The sequence below is a fragment of the Segetibacter koreensis DSM 18137 genome (assembly GCF_000374045.1).
GTDB classification, from domain to species: Bacteria; Bacteroidota; Bacteroidia; order Chitinophagales; family Chitinophagaceae; genus Segetibacter; species Segetibacter koreensis.
In genome coordinates this window covers 150,932-177,530 of record NZ_KB893348.1, presented here as the reverse complement: position 1 = coordinate 177,530, position 26,599 = coordinate 150,932, and the positions used below count along the sequence as shown (strand labels likewise).

The window sequence follows — 26,599 nt, the reverse complement described above, 5'->3', positions numbered from 1 at the left end:
TTAACTGCAGCAGTTGTTTTTTATGTCTGAGATTTGCCCTAGAAACAGGTTAAGCACCTCCAACTTTTACAATTTCAGCTTAGCCTTTCTGTAAACAGTAAAACGAATTATACCCTTTATTATTTTATATTAAAGCGATATTTCTTAATATATCTATTTATAGAAATTTCAATCAAAATGTATTTGAGAAAATTCTTCTTAATTAGTTTTAAAGTACCGGCCCTACCAATTCAGTTTTTCCATTTCGATTTCTGTTTAACCTGCCATGCCCATTTTTCTAATACTATAACCAGATCTTTTATGTTTATAGGTTTGCTTATATAATCATCCATGCCCGCCATCATACACTCTTCGCGGTCACCCTGCAAACTGTTTGCTGTCATAGCAACAATATGAGGTTGTTCCGCAAGGCAAACACGAATCATCTTTGTAGCCTCAAGTCCATTCATTACCGGCATTTGTACATCCATTAGTATCACATCATAATTTCTTTGGCTTACTAATTCCAAAACCTCCTGCCCATTGTTGGCAATATGGGGCTCATATCCCAGTTTATTTAAAATTTTCAGTGCAAATTTTTGATTCAATTTATCATCTTCTGCAACCAGAATATTTAGTGGATATTCTTTAGAAAACGCGGTAGAAAGCTTTTGCTTATAATTTTGCTCCTCAGGTAATAAATTATTGCTCTTAAGTCTAAGGCTACGGAAAACCTGCTTGCTTAATATATGATGCCGTACCGGCTTGTTTATGACTGCAGTAAAAAGTTCATCATGTTGTTTAAAGCTTTCATCACCACTTTTATTTATGAGAATAACAGGTAAGTCGGGGTAAAGTTGTTTTATGGTTTGTGCAAGTTGTAATCCACCCATTTCTGTCATATACCGGTCAGTAAGCACTAAGTCAAAAGCAGGATTTTGCTTTAGAATTTCCAGCGCCTGCTTACCTGAAGTTGCCAATGTAGAGTTTAGTTTCCATTGTCTTAGCTGGCTTTTCAATGAATTGCAGACAGTTAAATTGTTACTGACTACCAATACTTTTTTTCCTTCAAGGCCGGCCATTTCAACATTTGTATCAGAACGAAGAGTGTGGAGGCTCGCCCTGGTCCAGATAGTAAATTTAAAAGTAGTGCCGGCTTTTTCGTTGCTATCTACCTTTATAGAACCATTCATCAGGTTCACCAGCCTTTTGCAGATAATTAGTGTGAGGCCTATAGCTTCGTTAGCCTCAGCAAATGTTTCTGATCGCGATAAGTCTTTAGTAACCTGTGCTAACTTTTCAGGTGTCATTCCAATGCCCGTATCCCTAACATCAAATTCGAGTTTTACCCGGTTATTATCCCGGTGCTCTATACAGCTAACACCTATAAAGATCTCACCACCGGTAGTAAACCTAAAGGAATTTTCAACTAAATTCATCAGTATCTGTCGTATTCTAAAAGCATCGCCTACAATCTGGGACGGAACATTTTCATCAATATTGTACACCAGCTCAAGATTTGCTTTTGCGGCTTTTACCGCAAATACATCTAACACTTCCTCTATATTATTTCTCAAATCAAAATCTTTTTCCTCCAGTTCATTACCTGATTCTACTTTTGAATATTCCAGGATGTCATTCATCAGGATCTCGTTGATTACACTTAGAAGTGTTTCTCCAGAACTTTGAATAGTAGCTGTATATTCCCGTTGCTCCTGGGTTAGAGTCGTTTCATTTAAAAGGGAAGCCATTCCCATCATCGCATTTAAGGGAGTCCGTATTTCATGACTTATTTTTGATATTAGCAGCGTTTTATTTTTATTTTCAATATCAGCTTCCTTACGGGCTTTTTGCTCATTCAGTTTTGAGTAAGACAACATTTCGTTTCGCTCATGCACTTGTCTTTCCAGGTCAGCTTTTTCATTTTTTAACTTAATAATCCTAAGCCTGTGAAAAACAAATGCAATTGCTGCCAAAAATAGCAGTGCCAGCAGTTGAAGACCCCATGTTAGCCAAAATAATGAAAGAAGCACATTTCCTGCCTTTATATTAAGTATATAAACCGTATTCATAAACTTTTGGATTAAAATTGTTTGTTTTTGATTTGTTCTTTTACACCTGTTTACACACCTTTTACCAATTAAAATTCAGACCCATTACAAAATATCTTTCTTTTGAAGAAGGGCTGAAAACATATAGTGGAATTGTCCATTTATTAAATGATGCTCTCACAAAAATTCCCTTCTCCAGCCGGCATTGTTCTTTGTACAGTTTGGTTTGTTGAATGGAAAAGCCAGCATAAATGTTACTTACAGCCTGGTAAGAGAAGTCGGACCAGTTGTAGAGAAAGCTTTCTGTTTTGTTTTTAATTGAAAACGTGTACTGTAGTTGCGATGAGAAAAAATATCTTTTATAATCGGCCTTGCTATTTACGCCAATTGAACCACCATTAAAGTTACCGGTTACCACGCCTACAACAGGGCTTGCGGAATAAGATACTGCTGATTTTTTTTCAAAAGTTTTGCCTGCGTAAACAGACATTGTGTTTACAGCTTCATAGTTATACCGGCCTTCCATGTACCAGTGGTTGTTTGTTTCATAATATACAATAGGAACCATAGTAAAAGCCTCCCTTTCTCCCAAATAGTAATATTGTTCTGCTCCCCCTTTGGCCTGCGTATGCCCACTATGCCACAACTCTAAAAGAATTATCAACAATATTAGTTTTTTCATTTTCAATTATTATTGATTCTGATGTAGCAAGTTTATGCAGCAGATTTATTTCTTTAAGATGAGGGTTCCAATGAAACATAAGTTCGTCTAATGGATGCCATAATATAACCCAGCTGAAGACATCAAGACTGTTAATAAGTCCGGTATGAAGTTGCGGATTGTCATTAAACATCATTGGTAAAAATCCATGAAATATTATTGCTACCAACACACTTAACGCAAGTACCACAAAGTTTCTGCGTTTAAATTTTGTGAATTCCTTTTCCCTATCCTGTTTTTTCGCTAAAAAATGTCGGCGTATAGCGTATAACAATGGTTCTGCATACTGTTTATCAAGTTCTTTTGCACATTTTAATTTATAAAAAACGGGAGAGTATCTTTTTGCAGCTGCGACTGAAGACATAATATAGGTTTCAAACTGATGACTTAGCTGCCGTTTATAAATAGGCGAAGGATCATGTTTATTGAAATAACCTTCAATAACACGAGGGTCAAGCGTAAGAAAGATATTTATACTTGGAGAATCAGACGGGGTCATGGCATAAGGAAATTTTGAAAAAATTTTTTGGATTATTGCAAATAATAGTTTTAAGCTTTGTTGAAATGCCAGCCTGTTAACATTATTCTATTTTCACTTTTGTTAATAATAAATTGTTCTATAGTTTAAGGCGGCAATAAATCATAAACGAATAAAAACAGTTTTTCGTATGTGTTATTGTATTAGAAGAAAGTCTGGTAGAAGGTGTTATTGAATGAGAAGAATATCGGTATTTGAAAAAAATACCATAGCTGTTTTATTTCTGAAGTTTTTTCACCATTTCCTTCAAACCATCTATTTGCTTTTGCTGCTCTTTTATAGCATTGATTAAAACAGGAACTAATTCGGCATAATTCATTCCCAGATTTTCTTTTGCTTCATCACCGGTTACCACTTCTGGAACAAGTTTTTTTACATCCTGGGCTATCAATCCTATTTTGTTGTCTGTAGTTGGCTTTTCTTTCCAATTATAACTAACCGGCTGTAAAGCCAAAACTTCTTTCAAACCATAATTCAGGTTTTTTATATTAGTTTTTAGTCTTCTGTCTGAGGTTTGGATAGTGCCGTTAGTAGCATACAAAGCAGTCCATTTGTAAGTTGCTGTTCCTAATGTTCCACCGCCGCTTGTTCTCGGTACAATATTGCCGGCAACAACTAATCTCTCGGGGTTAAGAGTTACGTTGCCTTGATTATCTCTTGCTGTACCACCGATACCTACATTACCATTGCCTTGTATTCTTATTGCTTCAACACCGTTTGCAGTTAGATTGCCTGCGGAGCCAGAGTTTGTAAAAAACACCATACCTTGATTGGTTGCGCCGTTGCCAATAAAAAAATCCGAGGTTGCATTTGTGTACAAGTAACCAACATTAGGTCTGTTTAATATATTGGAAGCGTTGTTGGCATATCCGGAACTGTTAATACCCATATCTATATAATTTGTCGTATTTGTTCCGTTATCGGCGGTCGCTACTATATCAGAACTTGCACTTGCTCCACTATTTAAGTTTTGTACACCAATTTGTACGTAATCATTGATATCGGCATAAGCTCCAACTAAGTTATTTGAAGCTGAAGTACCTCCATCAATAAGTAGTTTTTCAGGCTGAGAAGCATCAAAATCAGTACTTCCAATGCCAACATTACCTCCTGATGTTATAGTCATTCTTGTAGTATTGTTGGTAATTATAGGAAGGTCATAAGTTGAAGTGGTACCAAGCTTTGTTGTTGCAGAACCCGTATTTCCTACTAAAGCCCATGCATTGGTAGAAGAAGTGGCTAAAGCTGAAGGCAATAATTTTCTCACTACCCCGCCTGTGATTGTCAGTATACTGTCTGTGTTAATTCCTGTTTGTACGCCTAACAATGATAAAGGATTAGCAGTTGCAAAAACCTGCAGTTTATTTGCCGGAGTCGTAGTGCCAATACCAACATTGCCGGTACTATCAATACGCATACGTTCATTTGTTGAGGCAGTACCGCCTGTAAAAAAGTTTAAAGTTCTGCCGGAAGTTGCGTTTCCGATAGCAAAATCACTTCCGGCGCTGTACAAATAGCCCGTATTCCCTCCTCCCAATACCCCGGTGCTGGTATTACCACTTGAGTTAATACCTAAATCAACATAATTTAAAGCTTCGGTTGCGGCATCGTTGCTGGCCACCACATCAGAACTGGCAGCAGAGCCATTTGACTTGTTTTGAATGTTTAACTGCAAATAATTGTTGATAAATCCTTTTCCACTTATTACGTTGAAAGAGGTGGTAGGATTGTTGGAGGTGCCTGCATCCACTAATAATTTTTCTGTATTAGGACTGGCTGTAAAAGTTGGAGAAGTTCCAATACCTACACTACCGCTTCCGTCTATTACAAAGCGTTGAGTATTTTGTGTTCGAAACAAGAGGCTTGTGTTGTCGGTGGTTCCCAAAAAGTTTGTAGTCGCATTTATTCCCGTATTCCCGATTGTTGACCATGAACCATTTGTTATATCTGACAGCGTTCTTTTTCTTAATAAGCCACTTGCATTTGCTGTTACAATGCTGTCAGTATAAGCACCACTGCTTAACGCAGAGGCTGTAACGGCGCCTATTAATGTTGATGCTCCTGTTACACTAAGCGTACCGCCAACGCTTGCATTACCACTAAATGTTTTATTACCTGCTATTGTTTGTGCACCGGTCGTTACAACGCCTCTTGAAGTGGCTGAAGCATCAGGTATGTTAAATGTATGTACAGAACCACTTGATGCAATATTAAAATCTGTGCCTGTTGTACCTGTAGCAAAAGTTTGTGTTGCCGAGATTAGACCATTAAGCGAAGTGACGGCACTTGATAAATAAGTTGGAGTTGCGTTAACCCACTTTGTACCATTGTATTGTAGTAATTGGTTAGCGGAGGGAGTTGTAATAGAGGCGTCATTTAAATTACTTATTCCAAGTGAAACAGCACCGGTACTTCCATTTACACTTGTAACAGGGAAGGTAATCGGCGTAGTAACAGCAGAAGTTATACGGCCTTTATTATCAACAGTCAGGTAAGGGTAAGAGGTTCCGGCATTATTACCGGATGTACCGGCGGTAACACCAGTAGTAACCAAAGTAGGGTTTGGAAAGGCACCTGTAAGGTCACCGCCTGCAGCACCTGTGGCTGTTTGTGTATTAGCGCTTAAAACACCGGAAGCATTAACCGTTAGTCCAGTGCCAACTGATACAGAACCTACAGTTGTAGTCGTAGCTATAGGTAAATCGGCTGGTACTAAAGCTCTGAAAGTAGGTGTTGCGTTGGTCGAACCTGTTGAAGGCCCTGCCAAAAAACTTTTGGGAGCTTGTGTATTTAAAGTAAGCGTTCCGGTTGCGGCACCGCCCGCTGCCACAGTAAATGTGTTAGTAGTAGGAAACAGTACACCCGAAGTATTTAGCGTAACGCCGCCTACTTTATTATTAAAATTAGTATAATCCGTATTAGAAAGCAAACCTGCGGCAACATTTGATGCCGAGGCTAAGGGAATATTTAGAGTATGTGTTGAACCAGTAGAACTCCATGTCAATGCTGTTCCTGATGTTGTTGGGGCAGCAAATGTTTGCGAGGTTGATGTCAGACCATTTAGAGCAGTAATTCCACCACTGCCTTGTGCCAGCATCGTCCAACCTGATGTTGCATTATAAAAGTAAAAGCCCTTTGTTGCGTCAGTTTGGTAAACAAGCAGCCCTTCCGCAGGATTAAATATAGCGCCTCTGTCTGCCTGGGTCATTCTCGGTATGAGTATGCCTTTTTTAGCGGAGGAGATATCAAGCATTGCACTTGTATCAGCTAGGTTTCCAGTTGTGTTGATACTTACACTTTGTGAAAATACCTTTGAAATAACAGTTAACTGTACTATTGTCAGCACTATTAAAATATTCTTTTTCATTTAGGTCGGATTATCAAATTAGTTAACGTTATTGTTTAACAGTCATTGTGCAACAACTCAACTTTTTTTATTGGCCCGACTTGTATATTTAATCCTGCAATTCGTTTTAGAAAAGCTATTAAAGAAGATCTTCAACTTTTTTTATAAAAAGTTACTATTAACATCATTTAAGAGGCATATTCTTGTTATTTTGATCAAATAATTAAAGGTTTACGATCAGAATGAAAAAAATCATATTTTTTGCTTTTGCACTAGTTTCTGTTTCGGCTTGCAAGCTCAGTAATACCAATCCCGGAAAAGAAGATAATAAGGAACTTGCTACTCTTTTTAATAATTACTATGAACAGCGGCTACAACTTTATCCACTTGAGGCGACGGCTATTGGCGATACCAGGTACAATAATCTTTTACCCGTTGATTTTACCGATGGTTATCGTGATTCATTAAAAAAGTTTTACAACCAGTATTTAACTTATATCTCGAAATATGACAGGGAAAATTTGAATGATAAGGACAAAATCAGTTACGATGTTTTTAAGCGAGAAATGCAAATAAACCTCGAAGGGTTAGGTTTTCCGGAGAATTTTATTCCTTTCCAACAGTTTTGGGGCTTGCCACTAACTCTGGGCCAGCTTGGCAGTGGAGAAGGAAATCAACCATTTAAAACAGTCAAAGATTATGACGATTGGATAAGCAGGGCTTCTAAATTTGGTGCATGGGCAGACAGTTCCATCATATATTTTAAAAAAGGTATTGCTGCAAATTATGTTCTACCAAAAGCTTTGGTTGTAAAAATGATTCCGGAAATGGAAGCCATGCAGGTCAGCGAAGACACAGCAAGTTTGTTTTATGGTCCTGTAAAAAAATTCCCTCCAGGTTTTTCCGAGGCCGATAAAGCTCGTTTTACCGCAGCTTTTATCACATTAATTCATCAGCAGCTAATTCCTTCTTACAAAAAGTTGGGAGATTTTCTTAAAAATGAATATTTACCAAAAGCAAGAACGACATCAGGCATCAGCTCTCTGCCAAATGGAAAAGAGTATTATCAGTATTTAATCCGGGCACAAACAACTACAGATAAAACACCTGAAGAAATTTACCAGACAGGCCTAAAAGAAGTTGCAAGAATTGGCAAATTGCAGGACAGCGTGAAAAATGCGGTTGGTTTTAAGGGAGACATGCAGGCATTTTTTGAGTTTATGAAGAACAATAAACAATTCATGCCTTACAAAAAGCCACAGGAAGTATTAGCAGCTTTTGAAAATATTCATAAAAAGATTGAGCCTAATCTTAAAAAGATGTTTAATCATGTTCCGAAAACACCTTTTCAAATAAGGCAAACTGAGGCTTTTCGGGCAGCAAGCGCAAGTGCAGAATATAGCCAAGGTTCTCCTGATGGAACACGTCCAGGTATTTTTTACGTGCCTATTTTAGATGCTACCAGATTCAATTCTACAAGCGGGATGGAAAGTTTGTTTTTACATGAAGCCATTCCCGGACATCATTACCAGATATCGCTACAGCAGGAAGATACAAGTCTTCCAAAATTTCGTCGCTTTGGTGGTAATAATGCTTATATCGAAGGCTGGGCATTGTATTGTGAATCTTTAGGCAAAGAATTAGGATTATATACCGACCCTTACCAATATATGGCAGCCCTTGGCGATGAAATACACAGGGCCATCCGACTGGTAGTGGATGTAGGGTTGCATACAAAAAATATGACAAGAGAAGATGCTATAAAATACATGATGGCAAATGAAGCTGCCGGAGAACAATATGCAACAATGGAAATTGAACGATATATGGCAATACCGGGACAGGCATTAGGTTATAAAATCGGCGCCTTAAAAATTGCTGAATTAAGGAACAAATACCAGAAAGAGTTAGGAAGCAATTTTAATCTGGCAGATTTTCACGATAACATTTTAAAAGACGGTGCACTTCCATTAGACGTATTGGAACGTAAGATGGACGACTGGGCGAGCAGAAAACGGGACAAGAATTAAGTTTATATAGCCCTGGTAGGGATACTTCACCCCGCACAAAGTAGTTCATATCGTTTGTGCTTAGAAGACAACAAAACAAGAGGGTGCATTAAAGGCACCCTCTTTTGCATTACGTTACTGATTTACTTATTCGTTTAAAATTCTACTTGTCCCCTTATTTCCCCTCCAGGATGAGTTTTTGTGTGTATGTTATAATACCATTTACCACCTAACAAATCTGCTTCTTTTAATTTTACCTCATCCAGTTTAACGGTTCCTTTTGCTGTGCCTGCTGTACCGGGTGTAAAATCAGGTATAGGATATACTACTCCCGCATTTGTTCCCTTTTCTGCCGGGCCATGAAAATGCATCATAGTTACACTGTCTGTCATACCAGTCCAGCTAGCGGAGTATGAAAGTGTTTTAGTACTTTTATCGTAAGAAACATCTAGTGTTCCTGACCCACTAGGGCTTACAGCTGGCACTTCCTGATCACCAGTTAGCGCTATGCCTTTTTTAGTAACTGAATCATTATTAGCTGCTGAAATGTTCAGGTCGGAATTGACATTTTTGTATGAATAAATGCCAGCAATCAATACGGCAAAAATGAGAAGACGGGCAGTGAAGCCAAATACTGTTTTCATAAATAAAAATTTTATTTAACACAAAATAGTACTTTAAATTTTTTTTTCATAAAAATTATGGAACCGGATCAAATCCATGGCTCCCAAAGGGATGGCATCTTCCTATTCGTTTCAGCGTCAACCAACCACCTTTGAAAATTCCATATTTTTGCAAAGCTTCTTTTCCATATTGCGAGCAAGTAGGTGTAAAGCGGCATTTAGGGCCTATTATGGGAGAAATGCCAACCTGGTATATCTTTATCAGCAGAATAAAAGGGTATGTAACTATTTTAGAAATCTGTCTCAATTGCCTGTAACTTTAAAATATTATTCTGTAGCTTCTGTAAAATTATTCCCATCTTTTCATAAACTTCTGCAAAGACTGGTAATTCTTTTCCTGTGTAAATAAAAAAAAGTACTATAACAAGTCTTTTTTCCTTTAAGATATGCTGAAGAGGTAATTTTTGAAGCCTGTACGCTTCACGTAAAATTCTTTTCGCCCTGTTTCTTTCTACAGCCTTTTTAAACTTTCGGCTACTTACTGTTACTCCGGCACGTAAGGGTACTGCTGTATCTTCTGTAAAATCGTATAAAACTTTAAGTGGAAAAGCAGACACACTTTTGCCTTTTCTAAACAAACTTTCAATCAGCTTTCTGCTTTTTAACTTTTCTTGCTTGTTGTATGTGAAATGCTTTGAAATAAATACTTTTTTTTACAAAATTAAAGCCCTATCTTAACAGATAGGGCTAATTATGCAAAACGGACAAACTAATGCCGTTTATTTTAATCTCTTTTCGTCTGAAACTGTCAGTTTCAAACGGCCTTTCTTACGACGGCTCGCTAATACTTTGCGCCCGTTAGCAGATTCCATACGCTTACGAAATCCATGTACAGATTTACGGCGGCGACGGTGAGGTTGGAATGTACGTTTCATTTTCTAGTTTTTACAAAGCCCGCAAATAAAGTTTTCAAACAGTAGCTGTACGTCCCATTAGTACTGCTATGGTGAAAGGACGGCAAAAGTAGTGCTTTTTATTTAAATATAATAAGTACTATAAAAAAATTTATAGATTAGTCTTTAAAAAGTAAATGGATTAATAGAAAATAGAGTTCTTTAACTATTCCTGACAACTGCCTGCCCTTTTGCATTTGTAAAATTTTACAGGTTAAGAGTTAAATCTAAATGATTAGATGTTACAGTATGGCCGTAAAAGGTAGTTGCTTGCTTATTAAAATCTTCTGTAGAGTCTGTAGTATAAAAAACTATTTTACCATTTTTACTACATTTTTCTTCTATCTCGGGGTGCCTTTTTAAATAATTAGCCAGGCTTCCGGCTACTATATCTCCCTGTGATATAACTGTAACGCCAGCAGGTAACAACTGCTCAAACTTACTTTTTAGCAAAGGGTAGTGGGTACAGGCAAGAAGAATTGTATCAATTTTATTAGACTGGTTTAAAAGGTTTTTCAAATATTTATTTACAAAAAAGTCTGCTCCTTCGGTTTCATACTCATTGTTTTCTATTAATGGTACCAGCATAGGACAAGCCTGCTGATAAACTTTTATTTCCGGAAAGAATTTCTCTATTTCAATCACGTATGATCCCGATTGTACTGTTCCATTTGTTCCTAAAATCCCAACTTCACCAGTTTTGGTAAATTCTCCAATGCGTTCAGTAGTTGGCCTTATTACACCCAATACCCTTCTCCCTGCCCATTTGTCCGGCAAATTATTTTGTTGTATTGTTCGCAAAGCTTTGGCAGATGCTGTATTACAGGCAAGAATTACGAGAGAACAGCCTTGCTTAAAGAACCATTGTACACACTCCCATGTATAATGATAAACAGTTTCAAAAGAACGAGGACCGTATGGTGCCCGTGCATTATCTCCTAAATAAACGTAATCATATGCCGGAAGAAGTTTTACTATTTCTTTTAGAACAGTTAAACCACCATATCCACTATCGAAAACACCAATTGGGCCTTTTATAGACATGTAGCAAAAATAAAAGAACCATGCAAAATCTGCATGGTTCTCATTAAAACTAATTATTGTTTAATTTCTACGGCTTTTTTGCAGCAGGTTTTGCTGTACCAGCAGGGCGGGTAGCAGGCGCAACAGCACGTGCTCCTGGGGCAGCGGGTTGAGCGGCTGGCTGTTCTTGTGCAGGACCCTGGCTTCTTAATTGATCTGGAAGCGTAATTTTAAGTTCCTTTGCAACTTTTTCGAAAACATTTTCAACTTTTGATCCCATTTCGTAAGCACCAGGTTTTAACACAACAAGATAATTGTTTGCCTGGAGCACTTTACTATAGGCGCCTAGCACTTTCTCGTACATAGGTGCAGCCAGTTCCTGTCTTTTTTGTTCTGTCTTCTGTTGAGAAATCTGTTGCCAATAAACGATTGTAGTAGCAACCTGTGATCTCTGGTCTTTCTGGTAATTTAAAACTGTTGCAGATTTTTTAGCGGCTGAATCTGCTTTATAATTACTGTCTAAACGATTGTATTCTTTTACTGCAAAATCATATTCGCTTCTTAATGAATCCTGCTGATATAGCTGAAGTAAGCTATCAACAGTACGATACCCAGGCATTGCCTGTACCATTATATCAATATCAAAAACACCGATTTTTCCACCGGCTTGTGCATTGGCATCGTTGGCAGCAATAAAACTTCCTGCAAAAGCCAACACCACAAATAAAACTTTTTTCATTTTTTCTTTTTTTAATTTCAATCGGCCCTTTGTTTTCACTTAGGCAATCTTAATGCTATTTACCTAATGCAGATGGCCACTTTGTTTTTTTAGTGTTTATAAATAAATGTAGCAAACTAACTTTTTATTCCCAGTTCCTTCAACACATCTTCGCTCTTATCCAATTTTGGGTCGGCGAAGATAACCGTAATTCCTTCACTTTTATCAAGCACAAAATCATACCCCCTGTTAACTGCCATTTTTTGAATAGCATTATACACTTTATCCTGTACAGGCTTTACCAGTTTTTGCCTTTCTTTAAAAAGATCTCCTTCAAAGCCAAAACGCTTTTTTTGTAAATCCCTTATTTCTTTTTCCATGTTGAAAAGCTGATCTTCCCTTTTCTTTTTCAAATCATCGGTAAGCATTACCTGCTCAGCATCAAAGTTGTGATACATCTGGTTTAACTGAGCCTGTTTATCATCTATTTCCTTTTGCCATTGCTGGCTCGTCTCAGCTAGACGCTTATCTGCGTCTTTGTACTCAGGCATTTTGTCTAAAATATACTTCGTATCAATGATGGCATACCGCTGGGCAGAAACAGTTGCAGTTGTTAGTATTAAGCTAAATACAATAAATAATAACTTTTTCATATGTAGTAATTGAAATTTTTGAAAGTTAATATTATTCAGGTTCATATCCCAACATAAAGGTAAATCGGGCTGCATCTTTTAACCCGCCATTCGGCGTATATCTATCCAGGCCTATTCCATAGTCAAACCCTAACAAGCCAAACATAGGTAAATAAAACCGCATACCTATGCCGACAGAGCGTCTCAGTTTGAACGGGTTATATTCTTTCATGCTGTACCAGCCATTTGCTGCCTCAAAAAACCCAAGAGCAAATATGGTACTGCTGGGGTTTAAGCTCAATGGGTAACGAAGTTCCATCGTGTACTTGTTAAACATTGTAAAGAATCTTGAAGCACTTTGTTGGTCAGGGTTAATTTTAGGATCACTGGTTTCATAAACAGGATAACCACGGTGAGCAATGATATCATAACCTAACAGGGCGAAATTATTACTTAAACCTGCATCCCCGAGTTGAAAACGCTCAAAAGGAGAGACCTCAAGCTTATTATTATACCTGCCTATATATCCATATTTGACTGCTGCTTTCAAAACAAATTGCTTATTTCTTTCCGCGCCAGATGGTTTGCCTATAGGTACATACCATTCACCATTAAACCTCCATTTATGATACTCGACAAATTTATAAGGATTTGCAGTTGTGGCTATGTTCTTATCAATTAAAGAATACGGAGGCGTAAACTGACCGCTTAGTAAAAACGTTGAGCCACTTCTTGGGAAAATAGGCTGATCGACCGAAGATCTCTGTAATGCAACTTTCACGTTTACGTTATTAGATACTCCATTGCTAAAACCCTGAAAGATTGCATAATCTTTTAAAACATAGCGGGTATAATTTAACGAAGTTACAAGGCTAAAGAAGTCATCGGGCCATTTTAATTGTTTGCCAAGGCTTATGCTTGCCCCTGACGTTTGGATGTATGAGTCATTTGCACCAAAATTGTAATACCCCGTCTGGTAGTTATAAATTCCGTTTCTATACTTTGTATCGTAAATACTTACCGTAAATGAATTTCTTTTCTTACCTCCTAACCACGGTTCGGTAAATGAAATATTATAGGACCTGAACGCCTTACCGTTACTTTGAAAGCGCACACTAAGTTTTTGACCATCACCGGTCGGTAACGGTTGCCAGGCTGATTTTTTAAATATATTATTTATAGAAAAGTTGTTAAAAGTAACTCCTAAAGTTCCCGTCAGACCAATGCCGCCACCAAAGCCCGCACTCAGTTCGAGCTGGTCACTTGATTTTTCTTCTACAGTCCAATTTATGTCCACAGTACCATCGTCGGCATTAGGCACTACACCCGGATTTATTTTTTCCTGGTTAAAAAAGTTCAACTGCGCAAGTTCGCGGGTAGACCTTATAATATCAGTGCGGCTAAATTTTTCTCCTGGTATTGTTCTTAGCTCACGCCGTATGACGTGTTCTTTCGTTTTTTCATTACCTGCTATACGAATGTTTTTAAGAGTAGCCTGCGGACCTTCCACTATCCTAATTTCATGGTCAATTGTGTCGTTATACACCGCTGTTTCAACAGCCTCTGCTCTAAAAAACAAGTAGCCGTCATCCATGTATAAGCCGCTTATATCTCCACCTTCAGGCGATAATTCCTTCCCTAATTTTTTATTTAATATATCAACATCATAAACATCCCCTTTCTGAATTCCCAGAATATTTGCTAAAACACTGTCCGAATATTTTGTGTTACCCCGCCAGGTTATATTTCCAAAATAATATTTGTGACCTTCATTTACCTTAAGATGTATATTAAGATTACCCTTGCTGTTATAATATTGTGTATCAGATACGATTGCTGCATCACGGTACCCCAGGGAGTTATAATAGTCCAAAATCTTTTCTTTATCTTCCTGGTACTTTTTTTCATTGTACTTAGCTGAAGAAAGTTTCAGTCTTATGTATGGGTCAAGTAATTCTTTTGTTTGAGTAAACGTAAGAAAACCATTATGCCGTAGATAATCTTTAAAACTTAAATGATTTCCTGATATAAAACCAGCCGTGTCCACCGGAGGATGAACAGTTAGCCGGGTCATTTCTTTTGTACCCTTCATCTGCTTTTTAAGCCTTTGTGCCGGAATTGTATTATCGCTAAAATAAATATCGCTGATTTTGACCTTGTTACCTTTAGTAACGGTAAGAGTCATGGTTATAGAATTATCAACTTTAGGATCTTTGGCTTCCTGTATAACTGTTTTTACACCTCTGTAACCTTTTTCTGCGTAATATTTTTCTATGGCTTCAATTGCGGCGCGACGATTATTTTCTGTAACTATCCTTCCCCTTACCAGCCCAACCTTAGGAGTTAAATCATCGGCCTGGCTTTTTGGAATTCCTTTAAATGAAAAAGAAGATAATCTTGGTCTTTCAGTTACAGCAATTTCAACACCTATATTTGAACCTTGAACCTTAGTTAAATAAATCTCAACATTACTGAAATAATTTTGCTTCCATAAATTGCTGATAGCTTTAGAAAAGTTATCTCCGCCGGGTATTAGTATTTCATCCCCTACATTTATATTGGCAATAGAAACAAGCAAAGCTGCATCGAAATATTGATTACCAGTAACAGTAACATTAGCTACTTTATATTTGTGAGGAGTTTTTTGATTGAAGATATTTTCAAGATTAACATCAATTGAAGCTGTATTTCCGGATGTGTCAATTTTAGCCTCGTTTTCGACAGTATCTATCGTAGCCTGTTTTTGTGTAGAATCAGTACGGTTTGGTATAATTTGAGCTGAAGCGTTACTATGAAACCAGCAAGCTGCTACTATAAATAAAAAGAGTCTGTAAACTTTACGCATTAAATGCTTATTTGAATGTTTTTTAAGCCGGGTATGTTGCAGCTAACGAAGTTAGATTTGTGTATCTGCGGCAAATTAGCGGGAATATTTAAAAGTGTTTGTTAAATAGTGTCTTACAACTCGCGAAGCTAATATTTATCATACTATTTCATCTCTTCCTGTAGCTGTTCGCTTATTTTTCCAAACCTTCTTTCTCTTGATTGAAAGTCCAAAATGGCTTCATAGAGGTTGTCTTTTCGAAAATCAGGCCACCGGGTATTTGTAAAATACAACTCTGCATAGGCTAGCTGGTACAACAAAAAATTGCTAATACGGTATTCTCCGCTAGTCCGTATCATTAACTCAGGATCAGGAAAATCACTGGTGCAAAGGTATTTTTCAAGTGTTTTATGTGTTATTTTTTGCGGGTCTATTTCTCCTGCCTGCACATCAATAGCTATATTTTTCACTGCATTTACAAGTTCCCACCTGCTGCTATAGCTGAGTGCCATAACAAGGTTTAAGCCGGTATTGTGGCTCGTCATCTCTCGTGCTTCCTGCAATTCATCAAACGCGTATGATGGCAACATATTCATATCGCCAATAACATGCAGTTTAATATTATTTTTATTTAGCGTGTCAACTTCACGTCTAACGGTATCTACCAGTAACTCCATTAAACCGTTTACCTCATTTTCCGGACGGTCCCAGTTTTCTGTACTAAAAGCATATAGAGTAAGGTAACCAATTCCTAATTCGGCACACCCTTCCACAATATTTCTTACACTTTCAACTCCATGAAAATGGCCAAATAGTCTGTCTTCTCCCTTTTCTTTTGCCCAACGTCCGTTTCCATCCATTATTATAGCAATATGGTTAGGCAACCGGGAAACGTCAATTTTTTCTTTCAGATCCTGCATTTGTATTGAGAAAAACCTCTTTAAAGGGGCAAAGGTAGCAAAACGAATTATTTAAGTGGAAAAGATTTATAATACCAAATAATTAAAACGCCAAGTATTAATAAATTCTTTTCTATAAGAGTGGACAAATCTCTTATGCTGTTATTTTTAAAATACTTCTGTTGATTATATTTTTTCTTATTAAGGTTTTGGGCAACGGTAGGAAGAAATATTAAAAGAAACGCCGATTTGGGCAATGGCGTAAGCGTCTTTTTGCGTGCTGTTACCGCGCTGCCTACCTTTTATGCCAATGGGCTGGCCAAATTCATAACTGCGATCAGACAACAGTTGTGCCGGCGAAGGTTGTCCGTTAGGCATTAAAGGAAAAGCATCAGGGGCATAAGAAGTACTTACGTCGTCCATGTAATCTGTATTGGTAAATCGATATCCTACTTCAGCAAAAACATTAATGTTTTCATTGACATTGTATTTAAAACCTACAGCCACCGGCAGGCAAAGCGCCATAGAGCCGTAAGGTTTGCGAGCAGGATATAAGGGGCTTCCCTGTCCCTCTGTACCTAAAGAACGTAAAAAATATTTTTGATTATTGAGATAAGCATAAGGGTCATACGAGAAAACGCCTACTCCCAAAGAAATATAGGGGGTATAAGTAAAGCCTGAAATGCCGGGATAAAATTTAAAGAAATTAAAATCCCCGCTTACGGAAAATTCCCAGATATTGGTGTTAAAGCTAAGGTTTCTAAGCTGTTGAACTTCATTGTTACTATACTTATCGGAGTACCCAAGGCGGGCATAATTTCCAGCAATTTTTAAACCTATATAGTTACCAAACTGTTTACGAAAAAAAGCTCCCGCGCTAAATTTGGGGCGATTTATAGCAGCACGGTTATTAATATCTCCAAAATAATGTGCACCTCCTATAGCTAGTCCAAATTCGCCTTCCTGAACATAACTGTTCATATCCTGGGCCTGGCTGCTAATACTTATGATACCAGCTAAGATTACAATTGCTATTTTCTTCATACTAATCAGTGCAGAACACCATTTTTATTATTACAAAAAAATCGATTTTCTTTCAAATTAGCTATTTATTTCTTTTATCGAAGCCCCAAGTTAACTTTTCTCTAAGAGTTGACAGAAAAGTATTTTCATTTAACACAAGAAGGGAAATCTCAAAATCTTCTTTTTTTACGGCCAACTGTATGTCATTTTCAACTATTTCGCGGCGCGAATCCATTGTACAAATAAATTCGTCGGTGCGCCCTTCTACTTCAAAACTGATGATATTGCTGTCAGGTATAACGATCGGACGAACGTTTAAATTGTGAGGTGCGACTGGTGTTATTACAAAACTGGCACTATCGGGAAAAAGAATAGGGCCATTACAACTCATGTTATATCCTGTTGACCCAGTAGGTGTTGAAACAATTATTCCGTCTGCCCAATAGCTGTTTAAAAATTCGCCGTTTAGATAAGTATGAATTTTTATCATTGGAGAAACGTCGCGTTTGTGAATTGCAAATTCGTTTAGTGCAAACGGGGCGTCGCCAAATAAAGGGATACTGGAGTCTAAGTGCAGTAACGTTCTTTCTTCTATAATATATCTTCCACTGGCGAGGGCCTCTACTGCAAGGGTAAGCTCACCTTTACTTATACTTGCTAAAAAACCAAGTCGCCCGAAATTGATACCCATAATAGGTATTTTTTTATTGCGGACCAGGGTGGCGGAGTCAAGCATGGTACCGTCACCACCAAAACTTATAATGCAATCTATACTTGAGTTAAGGTCTTCATGCCGGGAGAATACAGAAAAATCTCTGGGAAGCATACTTACTGCGGAATGAGGGCCAACGAGTGATTTATGCAAGCATGCCTGGATGCGATGCCTTCTGAGCTCCTCAAGCAAGGTAAGCAGCTGCACTTCCTGGTCAGGGTCGAGGCCGCGGCTATATATAGCTACTTTCATGGAAATGAATTAGTATGCAATTTTAAAGTTACTAATAAGTGTTACAGCAGTAAAAGAAAGCAATCGTTTATAATACCAGCTATTTGAATAATAAAAGATTGCCGCCCAAAGGTATTATGCACAAGAGTGCGACGCAACAAAAGATTCACAGATGTTTTTTGCCCGCTAACAAAATCTGCTTTTGACATTTCTGGATTATGACAACAGGAAAAGAGAATTGTTTAATCTACCAATCGTTCTGAGTATGAAAAAAGAGCCCCTGGTCTCCTAGTTGATTAAAGCTATATTCGAATCTTAAGACAATATCATAAAAAGTAACGATATCTATACCTGCACCCCAGGTGCGAAGGAGCCTGTTGTTAAGCCTGCTAATACCATAGTTAGGCGTATATGAATAGCCAAGATCGACATAACCTTTTAAAAAAACACGAAAAGGAATCTTATCATACGTCTTGCTGGCTATAGGATTTCGAAGGTTAAAAGACAGTATTTCCTTTTTTACTGTTGCACGTGCTACTCCACCAGCAACCCCCTCAATAACGTAATATTCTAAACCCCGCATGTAAAAGTCGGTTGAGCCCATAAGGCCATTAGATATATAAGGTTGGTTAAAAGGAAAACGAAGTAGTCCCGTTGCCTGTAGCTGGATGAATGAAGTAGGGGAGAATTTTATATTATAATTACCCCTTCCGCTTAGTTGCCACATATTGGCGTTTTTTCCAAACCGTTTATAAATGGTTGCGTCGCCCGCAAAACCTTTTAATGGATAGGGGATGTAATCTAAATTGCTGTAAGACAAGTTGTAACTAAGATCAGCGTATCTTAATCTTTTAGCTTGGGAAGCCAGATAATTAGGGTTTAATTTTAAAACGAGGTCATCGATACCAATACTGGCGTAAGAGGCTTTAATTGTATGCCTTGTTCGAATAGCCGGTCTATAGGTATAGGCGAAATCAACATAATTTTGTTTGATTATAAAACGGTTATCTTGTTTTACAAACCCTATCTTGTTTGGCTTCGTTGAATCCATTCCATAATTTAATTCGCGGTTGCGTCTAAAGCCAAACCCAATGTTTATTCCATGTTTGAGTTTGTTATCAATGTTTGGATTATCATAGCGAAGAGAGAATTGTTGTGTAAACCCTGAAATAAACCACAAATTCAGGTGGTCGTTTCTGCCGCTAACGTTGTTTTGCATAAACTTCAGTCCGTACTCTACTCTGTTGAAATTATGATCTTCTTCGACCCACCAGGTATTGAAGTTGCGGCTGACAATTTTAAAGTAGGGAATGGGAAAAAGATACCACCGTTCCTTTACATCAATAAAAATAAAAATATGACTACTATCAAGAGCAACAGGTTTTACATCCACATCAACAAAAAGAGTGGTATTCATTAATTGTTGCTTACAGAGGCTCAGCTTTTCGTGAAGTTTGCTGTATAGAAGGTACTCCCCCTTTTTAAAGGGAACTTCCCTTTGAATTATGTAAGGTTTGGTTTTTTTGTAACCGGTTATTATAATATCAGAAATGCTAATTAATGCATTAACAGTATCAGAGGGTGGAGCAATAACAGTTACGGGAGATGGAGGCGCTTTTTCAATCAATTGTGAATAGCTGCGTATTGCTGAAAAACTAGAAATCACTAATAAAAACAGTATCCTGCATAAATTTTGCATTACAAGTCAATCCCGGGGGTTTGTTTATATTGTAAATGTAGAAAGGTAATATTAATAAAATTTGTTAGGCGATTATATTAACAAATTGAATTTTAATCTGCGTTAAGCCGTGCTGAGGTTCACACTTTCAAATAAGACATTAAATTGTCATAATTGTATCGAAGCTCATTTTCATAATGTTCTTCACCTATAAAATACCTGATATTATATTCATAGCGTTGAAAAGTGGCAAGAATATCAGAAACTTCTAATTTATTAATTTTTATCGTTGCTACTAAAAGACCTGTTTCGGTTTCAAATAAAGTATTAAACTGGGTTATGTAAGCATCATTTGTTTCTACCAGGCGGCTTATCTCACCAAAAGAATAACTTTTTCGCTCCATCTCAAGCACGATTACAGCTCCAGGTTCTTCGGCGCCTGTAAACTTTGCCGAAGCCTTTAATAATTCAACATACGGAATTGCCCCTACCCACTCCTGTTCGTTATTGACTACAGGTACTATGGAAAGAGCGTATTGAGAAGCCAGTTTAAGCGCAGAAAGAAAATGCTCGTTAGACTTGATCGATTTTTGAAGCAAATTGTTAGAAAGTATTTTTATGGCAGCACCGTCATCAGCATCAAGCAGATCATCTTTACTGATAAGGCCCAGATACTTGTTACCCGTAACCACAGCAATATGAAGAATATCAAAGTCTTCCATCAACTGCAGGGCAGTGAAAATTCTATCATCAGGCTCAACTGTAGGATAATGATCGGTTATTAATTGATTTGCTAACATTCAAAGGTCCCTTGTTTTTAATTAATAAGGCAAACTTTACGCCAGAATAGCTGCTGGTTGCCTGTTTTTACTTAAAAACTGTTCAAGTATAACATTAAATTCTGACGGCACTTCCATCATAGGAGCATGACCGCATTTATCTATAAAATGTACCTCACTGTTTGGGATAAGCCTGTTAAATTCCTTAGCTACAAAAGGAGGGGTTATGGTATCGTTATTTCCCCAAATGAGACAGGTAGGTTGTTTAATGCGATTTAATTCTTCTCCAAGGTTGTTGCGAATAGCACTTTTGGCTAACGCAATTATTTTAATGACTTTTATTCGGTTGTTTGTTATTTCAAATACTTCGTTTACCAGCTCATCTGTTGCATTTGCAGGATCATAAAAAGTAAGTTGAGATTTCTTACGAATGTATTCTTTATCTCCCCGTTTTGGATAGCTATCTCCCATGCCACTTTCAAAAAGGCCGGAACTGCCGGTAAGAGTTAATGTTTTAATTCTCTCAGGATGTTTTAAAATGTAGACGAGCGCAACATGGCCACCTAAGGAATTGCCGAGCAGGTGAACATTGGTATAGCCGCGAGCCTCGAGAAAACGGTGAACAAATTTGGCCAGTCCTCCCACAGTAGTATGAAAAATGTCTAATTCAAACAGGGGGAGCATGGGTACAATTACTTTATAACTGTTCTTAAAATGTTCTATCAGGTCTTTAAAATTACTTAATGCACCAAACAATCCATGCAGAAGGACCAAAGGTTCTCCTTCACCGACTTCTATAAACTTAAATTTATCCTGTTGTTTGATTTCGTATTTCATCTGCAGTTATAGTATATTGGCAAAACAATCTTATTTCTACAAATAAACGCAATTAATACCAAAGATTGTTTTGATTAATACAAACATAATCAAAACAGTTAATTAGATGCTAACGCTAAAATACTCTAAAAGTCGCAAAAATGTAGTACCGGCACTTTATACCTTCTTCGAAACCTCCTCAAAAAAATGGCTGAGATCGGTGAACATGTGGTTAAAAAAAGGTAAAAATTTGCCTAATGCACCAATTACTTTAGGCCCCAGCGGCTCGATAAAGAAATAAGTTTTTGAAGCTGCCTGAACATTGGGAGTTATGAGATGAATACGGGTGCTAAAAAACAAAATGACGCTAAAACACAAAAGATAAATAATTGCATATAACAGCATTCCTGCTACAGAATCAATCCACCCTAAAAAAGCAATGCTTACTGCCTTTTTTATAACACCCGCCACAAATCTTATTAAAAATGCTACAACTATAAAAACAAGTGCAAAAGAAAGAACCGGAAGCCAATATCCACCAATATTCATTTTATCGTGTAAATGTTTTGCAACTGTTGCTGACAGTTTGAGCGCGGCTGCCAGACCCACAATAAAAGCAAGCAAGGAAAATACCGCTACAATAAATCCCTTGCTTATTCCTTTAAATACGGCAAGAATCATCAACATTATGAAAATCAGATCAATGACCATATCTAAAAAAATATAAATAACTTTCTAATCAATTTGACAACAGCAATAGCTTGCCCCCCTATTGCACACTTGAAAAACTCCTAAAAAACAACTTAAACTAACTCTAGTAGAAGGATAAAAAAATCGGCACCGATACATTTGACAAATTAAAACACATTAGCCTACTTGGAAAGCAATTCCTTTACGGTAGTAGAAATAGCTTTGCCTTCTGCCTTGCCTGCAAGCTGCTTTGAGGCTACTGCCATTACTTTACCCATGTCGGCCGGCGAACTCGCTCCTACCTCTGAAATTATTTTAGATACTTCTGTTCTCAGCTCCTCTCCGGTCATTTGTTTTGGCAAAAACTTTTTTATCACACTTATTTCTTCCTGCTCTTTCTGGGCCAGGTCCTCGCGGTTTTGATTTTTGAAAATTTCAAGGCTGTCTCGCCGTTGCTTAACAAGTTTTTGTAAAAGCTTTGTTTCGTCTTCTTCTTTGAGTTCACCACCTGCTCCTTCGGAAGTTTTTGCGATAATTATGGCTGCTTTTATTGCTCTTAAACCGCGCAAAGCAGCTTCATTCTTGGCTTTCATGGCATCTTTCATCTCTGCCATTACATTTTGTTCGAGACCCATATGTTTTGTTTGATGTTTAAAATGCACATTTTCCAACCCTGATATGCCTTCATTTCCGCTACACCAGCTTATTTGTCTGGAGTTGCGATTCTCTGAATTTGGTATAAAAATCCTTCGCAAAATTTTTCATTTGCTGTGCCAAATCTTTATTTTGAGTAGCGCGTTCGTAAGTATCGCCCATTGTAGTTATCGTCTGGTAAAAAAAATCAGCCATCTCATCAACCATCATATCTTTTGTCCATAAGTCAATGCGAAGGGCAGATTTATCCGCACCATCCCAAAAAGATATCATCATTGCCTTAGCTCTCTGAGCTGCATCAGCAGTACTGTCAGAGGCACGCCATGAGATTTGTTGCGGAACTTTATCGTGATCTAGCTGAACATCAATTGTAATTGTGCTGTTTTGCATTTCTGTTATATTAACTTTACTAAATTTAATTACATTTTAACCTCACAAAAGTAAGGGAGATTTATTTGGAAACTGCCTGCTGAATAAGCTGCCACGTGAGCGTAATCGTTTTATCCCAGCTAAACATCTTTGCACGTTCTTTTCCTGCCACTATCATTTTGTTGCGGAGCTGTTCATCTTTAAAAACACGTTTCATTTGATCGGCAATTTCATTAGGATCTTTTATGTCGGCAAAAAAAGCAGCTTCACCAGCTGTCTCTGCCATACTGCTTCCTGCTGATGTTATTACCGGTACTTCACTTTTCATTGCTTCCAAAACAGCTACATCAAACCCTTCATATGAAGAGGGAAAAATCATAGCATAGGCACTTGCCTTAACTATTGCCAACTGGTCCTTCGAAAGATTGTTTGCAAGAATTACTTCGTTTTTGTACTTATACGTATTTAATTTCTCTAACTGATCTTTATATTCTTCACGATGAATTGTGACAAGCAATTTCATATTTGACTTTTGCCATTTCTTAAAAATGGAAAAGGCTTTTAATAAATTTACCAGGTTTCTGCGGGGATTGAGACCGCTATTAAAAACAAAATACTCGCACCCTTTAGCGTACTCCTCTTTTACCTTTTCCCTTTCTTCCCACAACACAGGTTTAAGAGAATTATCGGCAGCAATATCAATTACGGTAATCTTCTCTTCTGGTACTGGGTATGTACCAGTAATCTCTTTTTTTACAAAGTCAGTAAACGTAGCAACTGCAATAGCTTTTTTTAAAAAGACCGGAGTAAACTTTTTATAAAATGACAAGTTTTCTTTTGGGAAAAAAGCAGGATAATGAAGAAATGAAAGATCACTTACCATCAACACCTGGGGTATTGAAGGTGTTACACTGCACAAGCCGGAAGCCCCAACAAAAACATCCGCCTTACACTTTTTCAAGGCGCGAGGAACTTTAAAATCGTACCACCATTTATATGATAAAAGGTTTGAAGGCGCGGGTGTTATAATAACTGGAGTAACATTCTCAGGTAAAGCAGGCAGACTATCAATTGGCTTGTCAAACAAAAAAATAAAAAGATGTTCAGAATAATGATTTGCAAGCCTGAAAAAAATTTCTTTTATAAAAGAATTTTGTACCTCATCTTTTTGAAAAATTCTCGAATCGACTGCAATGCGCATATTGAGACAAAGGTAGGCAACCGATTAAATCAAAGGCAAAACCAATATTACTGAGCAAAAAATAATATAAAGACTGAAAACCTATTTTTTAATAGCATTAAATTTTTGCTTAGGCAGAAGAAGGTTAAGTAGTCCGCACAAAAAGAGGCTTCTCTCCATTTTAGTTCTGAGATAGCCTCTTTTTATTAATATGTCATTTTCTTAAAATTGGCAATAAGCTCTCTCATTTCACTGTTGGTGTAAAACTTATATATCTCTGGTGCTTTGCCACTTTTATCGGCTTCTAAAGTTCCCGGTATTTTGGTAAATGGACCAAACACCCTAGCTCCAGTATTGTCTGATATTTTCTTAGACTGATTTGGTAAAATCATATAATTATGACTACCTGGGGTAATATTTGCGCCGGTAGTCAGTTTGGTAAGACTATCAATTTTCTTCTTCAATTCCTCCTGGGTAATGGTGCGGCTGTTGCTAATATCCGTTCCCAAAATTTGCTGGCTACCGACAATTGTATCTGCCCTTAAATTTAGGATGTAAAAACCTTTATCTGCAGGTATATTAATGGTATTTTTCCCGGTCGGGGTAGTCACATTCCAGGTTACTGGTTTGTCTCCGTTTACTTCAACCGTTTCTTCCGCATAACCAGAGCCCTCTTTCATAGTTACATCGTTGCCATTGGCTGTTATGCTACCGCGACCCATAATTAAGACCTTTTTATTTGCTTCACCATTACATGCAAAAAGTGCCGTAATAGTGATTAAAGCAAAAAAATTGTTTTTTTTCATCTTTATTATAATTAAAACAAACCCTGATAATTTTACCAGGGTTTAATTATACATAATGTGTTTATACAGAAACTTTATTTAGCCGCATCAAAGTTTTCGGCAACTTTTTTCCAGTTAATTACATTCCATATAGCCCCCAAATATTCCGGTCTTCTGTTTTGATATTTCAGATAGTAAGCATGTTCCCAAACATCTATACCTAAAATAGGCTTTCCTTTTACCTCAGCAACATCCATTAAAGGGTTGTCCTGGTTAGGGGTAGAAGTAACTTCCAATTTTCCATCTCTTGAGATAAGCCATGCCCATCCGCTACCAAATCGTGTAGCGCCTGCAGTGTTTACCTTTTCTTTAAGAGCATCAAGTGAACCAAAAGTTGCATTTATAGCTTCTGCCAGAGCACCTGTGGGAGCTTGTTGTGAAGCAGCAGGGCCAAGGATCTGCCAAAAAAAACTATGGTTCCAATGTCCGCCACCATTATTACGAACAGCAGGAGAGATAGAACCTGCAGATGCAATTAATTCTTCAAGGCTTTTGTTCTCATTGTCTGTTCCTGCAATTGCTTTATTCAAATTGTCAATATAGGCCTGGTGATGTTTGCCATGGTGAATCTGCATGGTTTGGGCATCAATGTAAGGCTCTAATGCATCGGGTGCATAAGGCAACTGCGGTAAGGTAAATGCCATAATTATTTGTTTTAAATGTTTTAAATCAATTTATCATACAACAACAAATTTATAACCTAATAGTTGAAAGTGAAAGAACCCGACCAAATCTTTCTAATATCGGAAATGAGATTTACCGTAAGTAAGATCGATTTTCTGACTTCATACGGCTCTTGTTGTTACTACAATACTAAAAGAAACGGGATGGTTAAAAAACTTAAGGAGAATGTTAATACTTAGGATCACAATTTCATACATCTGCAAAGACATTTTAATAACAACTTTTAAAACTACCTCTATATTAGCGGGTGCTATTGCTTATATTTAGAAGAAAAGTACTTTTTCCACATAAAAATTAAGCATGAATAAACATTATTTTGTACTCAAGCTTCTTCCTAACCGCCCCGATTTTGCAGAGACAATGACTACTGAAGAAAGAAACATAATGCAACAACATGTTTCATATTGGAAAGAATACCTCGACAAAGGGATTATGTTAGTTTTCGGCCCTGTGCTCGATCCCAAGGGTGTTTACGGTCTTGGCATTATTGCTGTTGACAATGAAGAACAAGTAAAAACACTAATTGATAATGACCCGGCCTCTGCAATTAATAAATATGAGTATCATCGCATGATGGCAGTGGTTCCGGAAAAATAAGTATGAAGTTTTGAAAAAGGTTTTT

At 37.4% G+C, this 26,599-nt stretch carries 26 protein-coding genes; 2 read left to right on the top strand and 24 right to left on the bottom strand.

Annotation, left to right across the window (positions count from 1 at the left end):
* Positions 1 to 230: 230 nt before the first annotated feature.
* The 4 genes from B154_RS29230 to B154_RS0120170 all read right to left on the bottom strand — a co-directional run bounded on the left by B154_RS29230 (position 231) and on the right by B154_RS0120170 (position 6,656).
* Positions 231 to 2,051, bottom strand: a complete 1,821-nt coding sequence (locus B154_RS29230) for a response regulator (protein ID WP_018616158.1) — start codon at positions 2,049 to 2,051, stop codon at positions 231 to 233.
* 61 nt (positions 2,052 to 2,112) lie between these two features.
* Positions 2,113 to 2,712, bottom strand: a complete 600-nt coding sequence (locus tag B154_RS0120180; protein ID WP_018616157.1) for a hypothetical protein — start codon at positions 2,710 to 2,712, stop codon at positions 2,113 to 2,115.
* Positions 2,666 to 3,250, bottom strand: coding sequence for a hypothetical protein (locus tag B154_RS0120175; protein WP_018616156.1), 585 nt, complete (start codon positions 3,248 to 3,250; stop codon positions 2,666 to 2,668). The genes B154_RS0120180 and B154_RS0120175 overlap by 47 nt, the downstream gene beginning before the upstream one ends.
* 256 nt (positions 3,251 to 3,506) lie before the next feature.
* Positions 3,507 to 6,656, bottom strand: a complete 3,150-nt coding sequence (locus B154_RS0120170; protein ID WP_018616155.1) for a tail fiber domain-containing protein — start codon at positions 6,654 to 6,656, stop codon at positions 3,507 to 3,509.
* 221 nt (positions 6,657 to 6,877) lie between these two features.
* Here B154_RS0120170 and B154_RS0120165 point away from each other — a divergent pair, with 221 nt between their 5' ends.
* Complete coding sequence (locus B154_RS0120165) at positions 6,878 to 8,665, top strand: DUF885 domain-containing protein (protein ID WP_018616154.1); 1,788 nt, start codon at positions 6,878 to 6,880, stop codon at positions 8,663 to 8,665.
* Positions 8,666 to 8,799: 134 nt separating this feature from the next.
* Here B154_RS0120165 and B154_RS29225 read toward each other — a convergent pair whose 3' ends face one another.
* From B154_RS29225 to B154_RS0120070, 20 genes are all read right to left on the bottom strand, one after another.
* Positions 8,800 to 9,288, bottom strand: a complete 489-nt coding sequence (locus B154_RS29225; protein ID WP_018616153.1) for a CHRD domain-containing protein — start codon at positions 9,286 to 9,288, stop codon at positions 8,800 to 8,802.
* 55 nt (positions 9,289 to 9,343) lie between these two features.
* Positions 9,344 to 9,574 (bottom strand): membrane protein insertion efficiency factor YidD, encoded by a 231-nt coding sequence (gene yidD / locus B154_RS0120155; protein WP_018616152.1) that lies wholly within the window; start codon positions 9,572 to 9,574, stop codon positions 9,344 to 9,346.
* Entirely contained in the window at positions 9,558 to 9,968 is a 411-nt protein-coding gene (gene rnpA, locus B154_RS0120150; protein WP_026260324.1) for a ribonuclease P protein component, read from the bottom strand. The genes yidD and rnpA overlap by 17 nt, the downstream gene beginning before the upstream one ends.
* Positions 9,969 to 10,046: 78 nt before the next feature.
* Complete coding sequence (gene rpmH / locus B154_RS31570; protein WP_071595313.1) at positions 10,047 to 10,202, bottom strand: 50S ribosomal protein L34; 156 nt, start codon at positions 10,200 to 10,202, stop codon at positions 10,047 to 10,049.
* A gap of 225 nt (positions 10,203 to 10,427) precedes the next feature.
* Positions 10,428 to 11,264, bottom strand: a complete 837-nt coding sequence (gene murI, locus B154_RS0120145; protein WP_018616150.1) for a glutamate racemase — start codon at positions 11,262 to 11,264, stop codon at positions 10,428 to 10,430.
* A 67-nt stretch (positions 11,265 to 11,331) separates the two neighbouring features.
* Positions 11,332 to 11,982: an OmpH/Skp family outer membrane protein gene (locus tag B154_RS0120140; RefSeq protein WP_018616149.1), complete on the bottom strand. Its 651-nt coding sequence runs from the start codon at positions 11,980 to 11,982 to the stop codon at positions 11,332 to 11,334.
* Between the two features lie 116 nt (positions 11,983 to 12,098).
* On the bottom strand, positions 12,099 to 12,614 hold the full coding sequence (locus B154_RS0120135; protein ID WP_026260323.1) for an OmpH/Skp family outer membrane protein: 516 nt from the start codon (positions 12,612 to 12,614) through the stop codon (positions 12,099 to 12,101).
* Between the two features lie 31 nt (positions 12,615 to 12,645).
* Positions 12,646 to 15,438: a BamA/OMP85 family outer membrane protein gene (locus B154_RS0120130; protein WP_018616147.1), complete on the bottom strand. Its 2,793-nt coding sequence runs from the start codon at positions 15,436 to 15,438 to the stop codon at positions 12,646 to 12,648.
* Positions 15,439 to 15,581: 143 nt separating this feature from the next.
* Positions 15,582 to 16,337, bottom strand: coding sequence for an undecaprenyl pyrophosphate synthase (locus B154_RS0120125; RefSeq protein WP_018616146.1), 756 nt, complete (start codon positions 16,335 to 16,337; stop codon positions 15,582 to 15,584).
* 180 nt (positions 16,338 to 16,517) lie between these two features.
* Positions 16,518 to 17,360: a type IX secretion system protein PorG gene (gene porG / locus B154_RS0120120; protein WP_018616144.1), complete on the bottom strand. Its 843-nt coding sequence runs from the start codon at positions 17,358 to 17,360 to the stop codon at positions 16,518 to 16,520.
* Between the two features lie 61 nt (positions 17,361 to 17,421).
* Positions 17,422 to 18,303: an NAD kinase gene (locus tag B154_RS0120115; protein WP_018616143.1), complete on the bottom strand. Its 882-nt coding sequence runs from the start codon at positions 18,301 to 18,303 to the stop codon at positions 17,422 to 17,424.
* Positions 18,304 to 18,529: 226 nt separating this feature from the next.
* Positions 18,530 to 19,948, bottom strand: coding sequence for a POTRA domain-containing protein (locus tag B154_RS0120110; protein WP_018616142.1), 1,419 nt, complete (start codon positions 19,946 to 19,948; stop codon positions 18,530 to 18,532).
* Between the two features lie 152 nt (positions 19,949 to 20,100).
* Positions 20,101 to 20,760, bottom strand: a complete 660-nt coding sequence (locus tag B154_RS0120105) for a CBS domain-containing protein (protein WP_018616141.1) — start codon at positions 20,758 to 20,760, stop codon at positions 20,101 to 20,103.
* Between the two features lie 36 nt (positions 20,761 to 20,796).
* Positions 20,797 to 21,576, bottom strand: coding sequence for an alpha/beta fold hydrolase (locus B154_RS0120100; protein ID WP_018616139.1), 780 nt, complete (start codon positions 21,574 to 21,576; stop codon positions 20,797 to 20,799).
* Between the two features lie 156 nt (positions 21,577 to 21,732).
* Positions 21,733 to 22,266, bottom strand: coding sequence for a CvpA family protein (locus B154_RS0120095; protein ID WP_018616138.1), 534 nt, complete (start codon positions 22,264 to 22,266; stop codon positions 21,733 to 21,735).
* A 161-nt stretch (positions 22,267 to 22,427) separates the two neighbouring features.
* Positions 22,428 to 22,880 carry a GatB/YqeY domain-containing protein gene (locus tag B154_RS0120090; RefSeq protein WP_018616137.1) on the bottom strand — a complete coding sequence of 151 codons (453 nt, stop codon included), beginning with the start codon at positions 22,878 to 22,880 and terminating at the stop codon, positions 22,428 to 22,430.
* A gap of 58 nt (positions 22,881 to 22,938) precedes the next feature.
* Complete coding sequence (gene gldC, locus B154_RS0120085) at positions 22,939 to 23,289, bottom strand: gliding motility protein GldC (RefSeq protein WP_018616135.1); 351 nt, start codon at positions 23,287 to 23,289, stop codon at positions 22,939 to 22,941.
* Between the two features lie 61 nt (positions 23,290 to 23,350).
* Entirely contained in the window at positions 23,351 to 24,469 is a 1,119-nt protein-coding gene (locus B154_RS0120080) for a glycosyltransferase family 4 protein (protein ID WP_018616134.1), read from the bottom strand.
* 185 nt (positions 24,470 to 24,654) lie between these two features.
* Positions 24,655 to 25,254, bottom strand: coding sequence for a hypothetical protein (locus tag B154_RS0120075; protein ID WP_018616132.1), 600 nt, complete (start codon positions 25,252 to 25,254; stop codon positions 24,655 to 24,657).
* Positions 25,255 to 25,328: 74 nt separating this feature from the next.
* On the bottom strand, positions 25,329 to 25,937 hold the full coding sequence (locus B154_RS0120070) for a superoxide dismutase (protein ID WP_018616131.1): 609 nt from the start codon (positions 25,935 to 25,937) through the stop codon (positions 25,329 to 25,331).
* 340 nt (positions 25,938 to 26,277) lie between these two features.
* Here B154_RS0120070 and B154_RS0120065 point away from each other — a divergent pair, with 340 nt between their 5' ends.
* The gene (locus B154_RS0120065; protein WP_018616129.1) at positions 26,278 to 26,574 is read left to right on the top strand and encodes a YciI family protein; all 297 of its coding nucleotides are present in this window, start codon (positions 26,278 to 26,280) and stop codon (positions 26,572 to 26,574) included.
* Positions 26,575 to 26,599 lie beyond the last annotated feature (25 nt).

Bases quoted from the DNA above. Each gene is read 5' to 3' on its own strand.
- B154_RS0120175 (WP_018616156.1), bottom strand. From the start codon at position 3,250: ATGACCCCGTCTGATTCTCCAAGTATAAATATCTTTCTTACGCTTGAC.
- B154_RS0120065 (WP_018616129.1), top strand. From the start codon at position 26,278: ATGAATAAACATTATTTTGTACTCAAGCTTCTTCCTAACCGCCCCGAT.
- B154_RS0120095 (WP_018616138.1), bottom strand. From the start codon at position 22,266: ATGGTCATTGATCTGATTTTCATAATGTTGATGATTCTTGCCGTATTT.
- B154_RS0120180 (WP_018616157.1), bottom strand. From the start codon at position 2,712: ATGAAAAAACTAATATTGTTGATAATTCTTTTAGAGTTGTGGCATAGT.
- B154_RS0120165 (WP_018616154.1), top strand. From the start codon at position 6,878: ATGAAAAAAATCATATTTTTTGCTTTTGCACTAGTTTCTGTTTCGGCT.
- B154_RS0120080 (WP_018616134.1), bottom strand. From the start codon at position 24,469: ATGCGCATTGCAGTCGATTCGAGAATTTTTCAAAAAGATGAGGTACAA.
- B154_RS0120105 (WP_018616141.1), bottom strand. From the start codon at position 20,760: ATGTTAGCAAATCAATTAATAACCGATCATTATCCTACAGTTGAGCCT.
- B154_RS0120070 (WP_018616131.1), bottom strand. From the start codon at position 25,937: ATGGCATTTACCTTACCGCAGTTGCCTTATGCACCCGATGCATTAGAG.
- B154_RS0120135 (WP_026260323.1), bottom strand. From the start codon at position 12,614: ATGAAAAAGTTATTATTTATTGTATTTAGCTTAATACTAACAACTGCA.
- gldC (WP_018616135.1), bottom strand. From the start codon at position 23,289: ATGCAAAACAGCACAATTACAATTGATGTTCAGCTAGATCACGATAAA.
- rpmH (WP_071595313.1), bottom strand. From the start codon at position 10,202: ATGAAACGTACATTCCAACCTCACCGTCGCCGCCGTAAATCTGTACAT.
- B154_RS0120130 (WP_018616147.1), bottom strand. From the start codon at position 15,438: ATGCGTAAAGTTTACAGACTCTTTTTATTTATAGTAGCAGCTTGCTGG.
- B154_RS0120140 (WP_018616149.1), bottom strand. From the start codon at position 11,982: ATGAAAAAAGTTTTATTTGTGGTGTTGGCTTTTGCAGGAAGTTTTATT.
- porG (WP_018616144.1), bottom strand. From the start codon at position 17,360: ATGAAGAAAATAGCAATTGTAATCTTAGCTGGTATCATAAGTATTAGC.
- B154_RS0120125 (WP_018616146.1), bottom strand. From the start codon at position 16,337: ATGCAGGATCTGAAAGAAAAAATTGACGTTTCCCGGTTGCCTAACCAT.
- B154_RS0120100 (WP_018616139.1), bottom strand. From the start codon at position 21,576: ATGAAATACGAAATCAAACAACAGGATAAATTTAAGTTTATAGAAGTC.
- B154_RS0120115 (WP_018616143.1), bottom strand. From the start codon at position 18,303: ATGAAAGTAGCTATATATAGCCGCGGCCTCGACCCTGACCAGGAAGTG.
- B154_RS29225 (WP_018616153.1), bottom strand. From the start codon at position 9,288: ATGAAAACAGTATTTGGCTTCACTGCCCGTCTTCTCATTTTTGCCGTA.
- B154_RS0120170 (WP_018616155.1), bottom strand. From the start codon at position 6,656: ATGAAAAAGAATATTTTAATAGTGCTGACAATAGTACAGTTAACTGTT.
- B154_RS29230 (WP_018616158.1), bottom strand. From the start codon at position 2,051: ATGAATACGGTTTATATACTTAATATAAAGGCAGGAAATGTGCTTCTT.
- B154_RS0120075 (WP_018616132.1), bottom strand. From the start codon at position 25,254: ATGAAAAAAAACAATTTTTTTGCTTTAATCACTATTACGGCACTTTTT.
- B154_RS0120090 (WP_018616137.1), bottom strand. From the start codon at position 22,880: ATGGGTCTCGAACAAAATGTAATGGCAGAGATGAAAGATGCCATGAAA.
- murI (WP_018616150.1), bottom strand. From the start codon at position 11,264: ATGTCTATAAAAGGCCCAATTGGTGTTTTCGATAGTGGATATGGTGGT.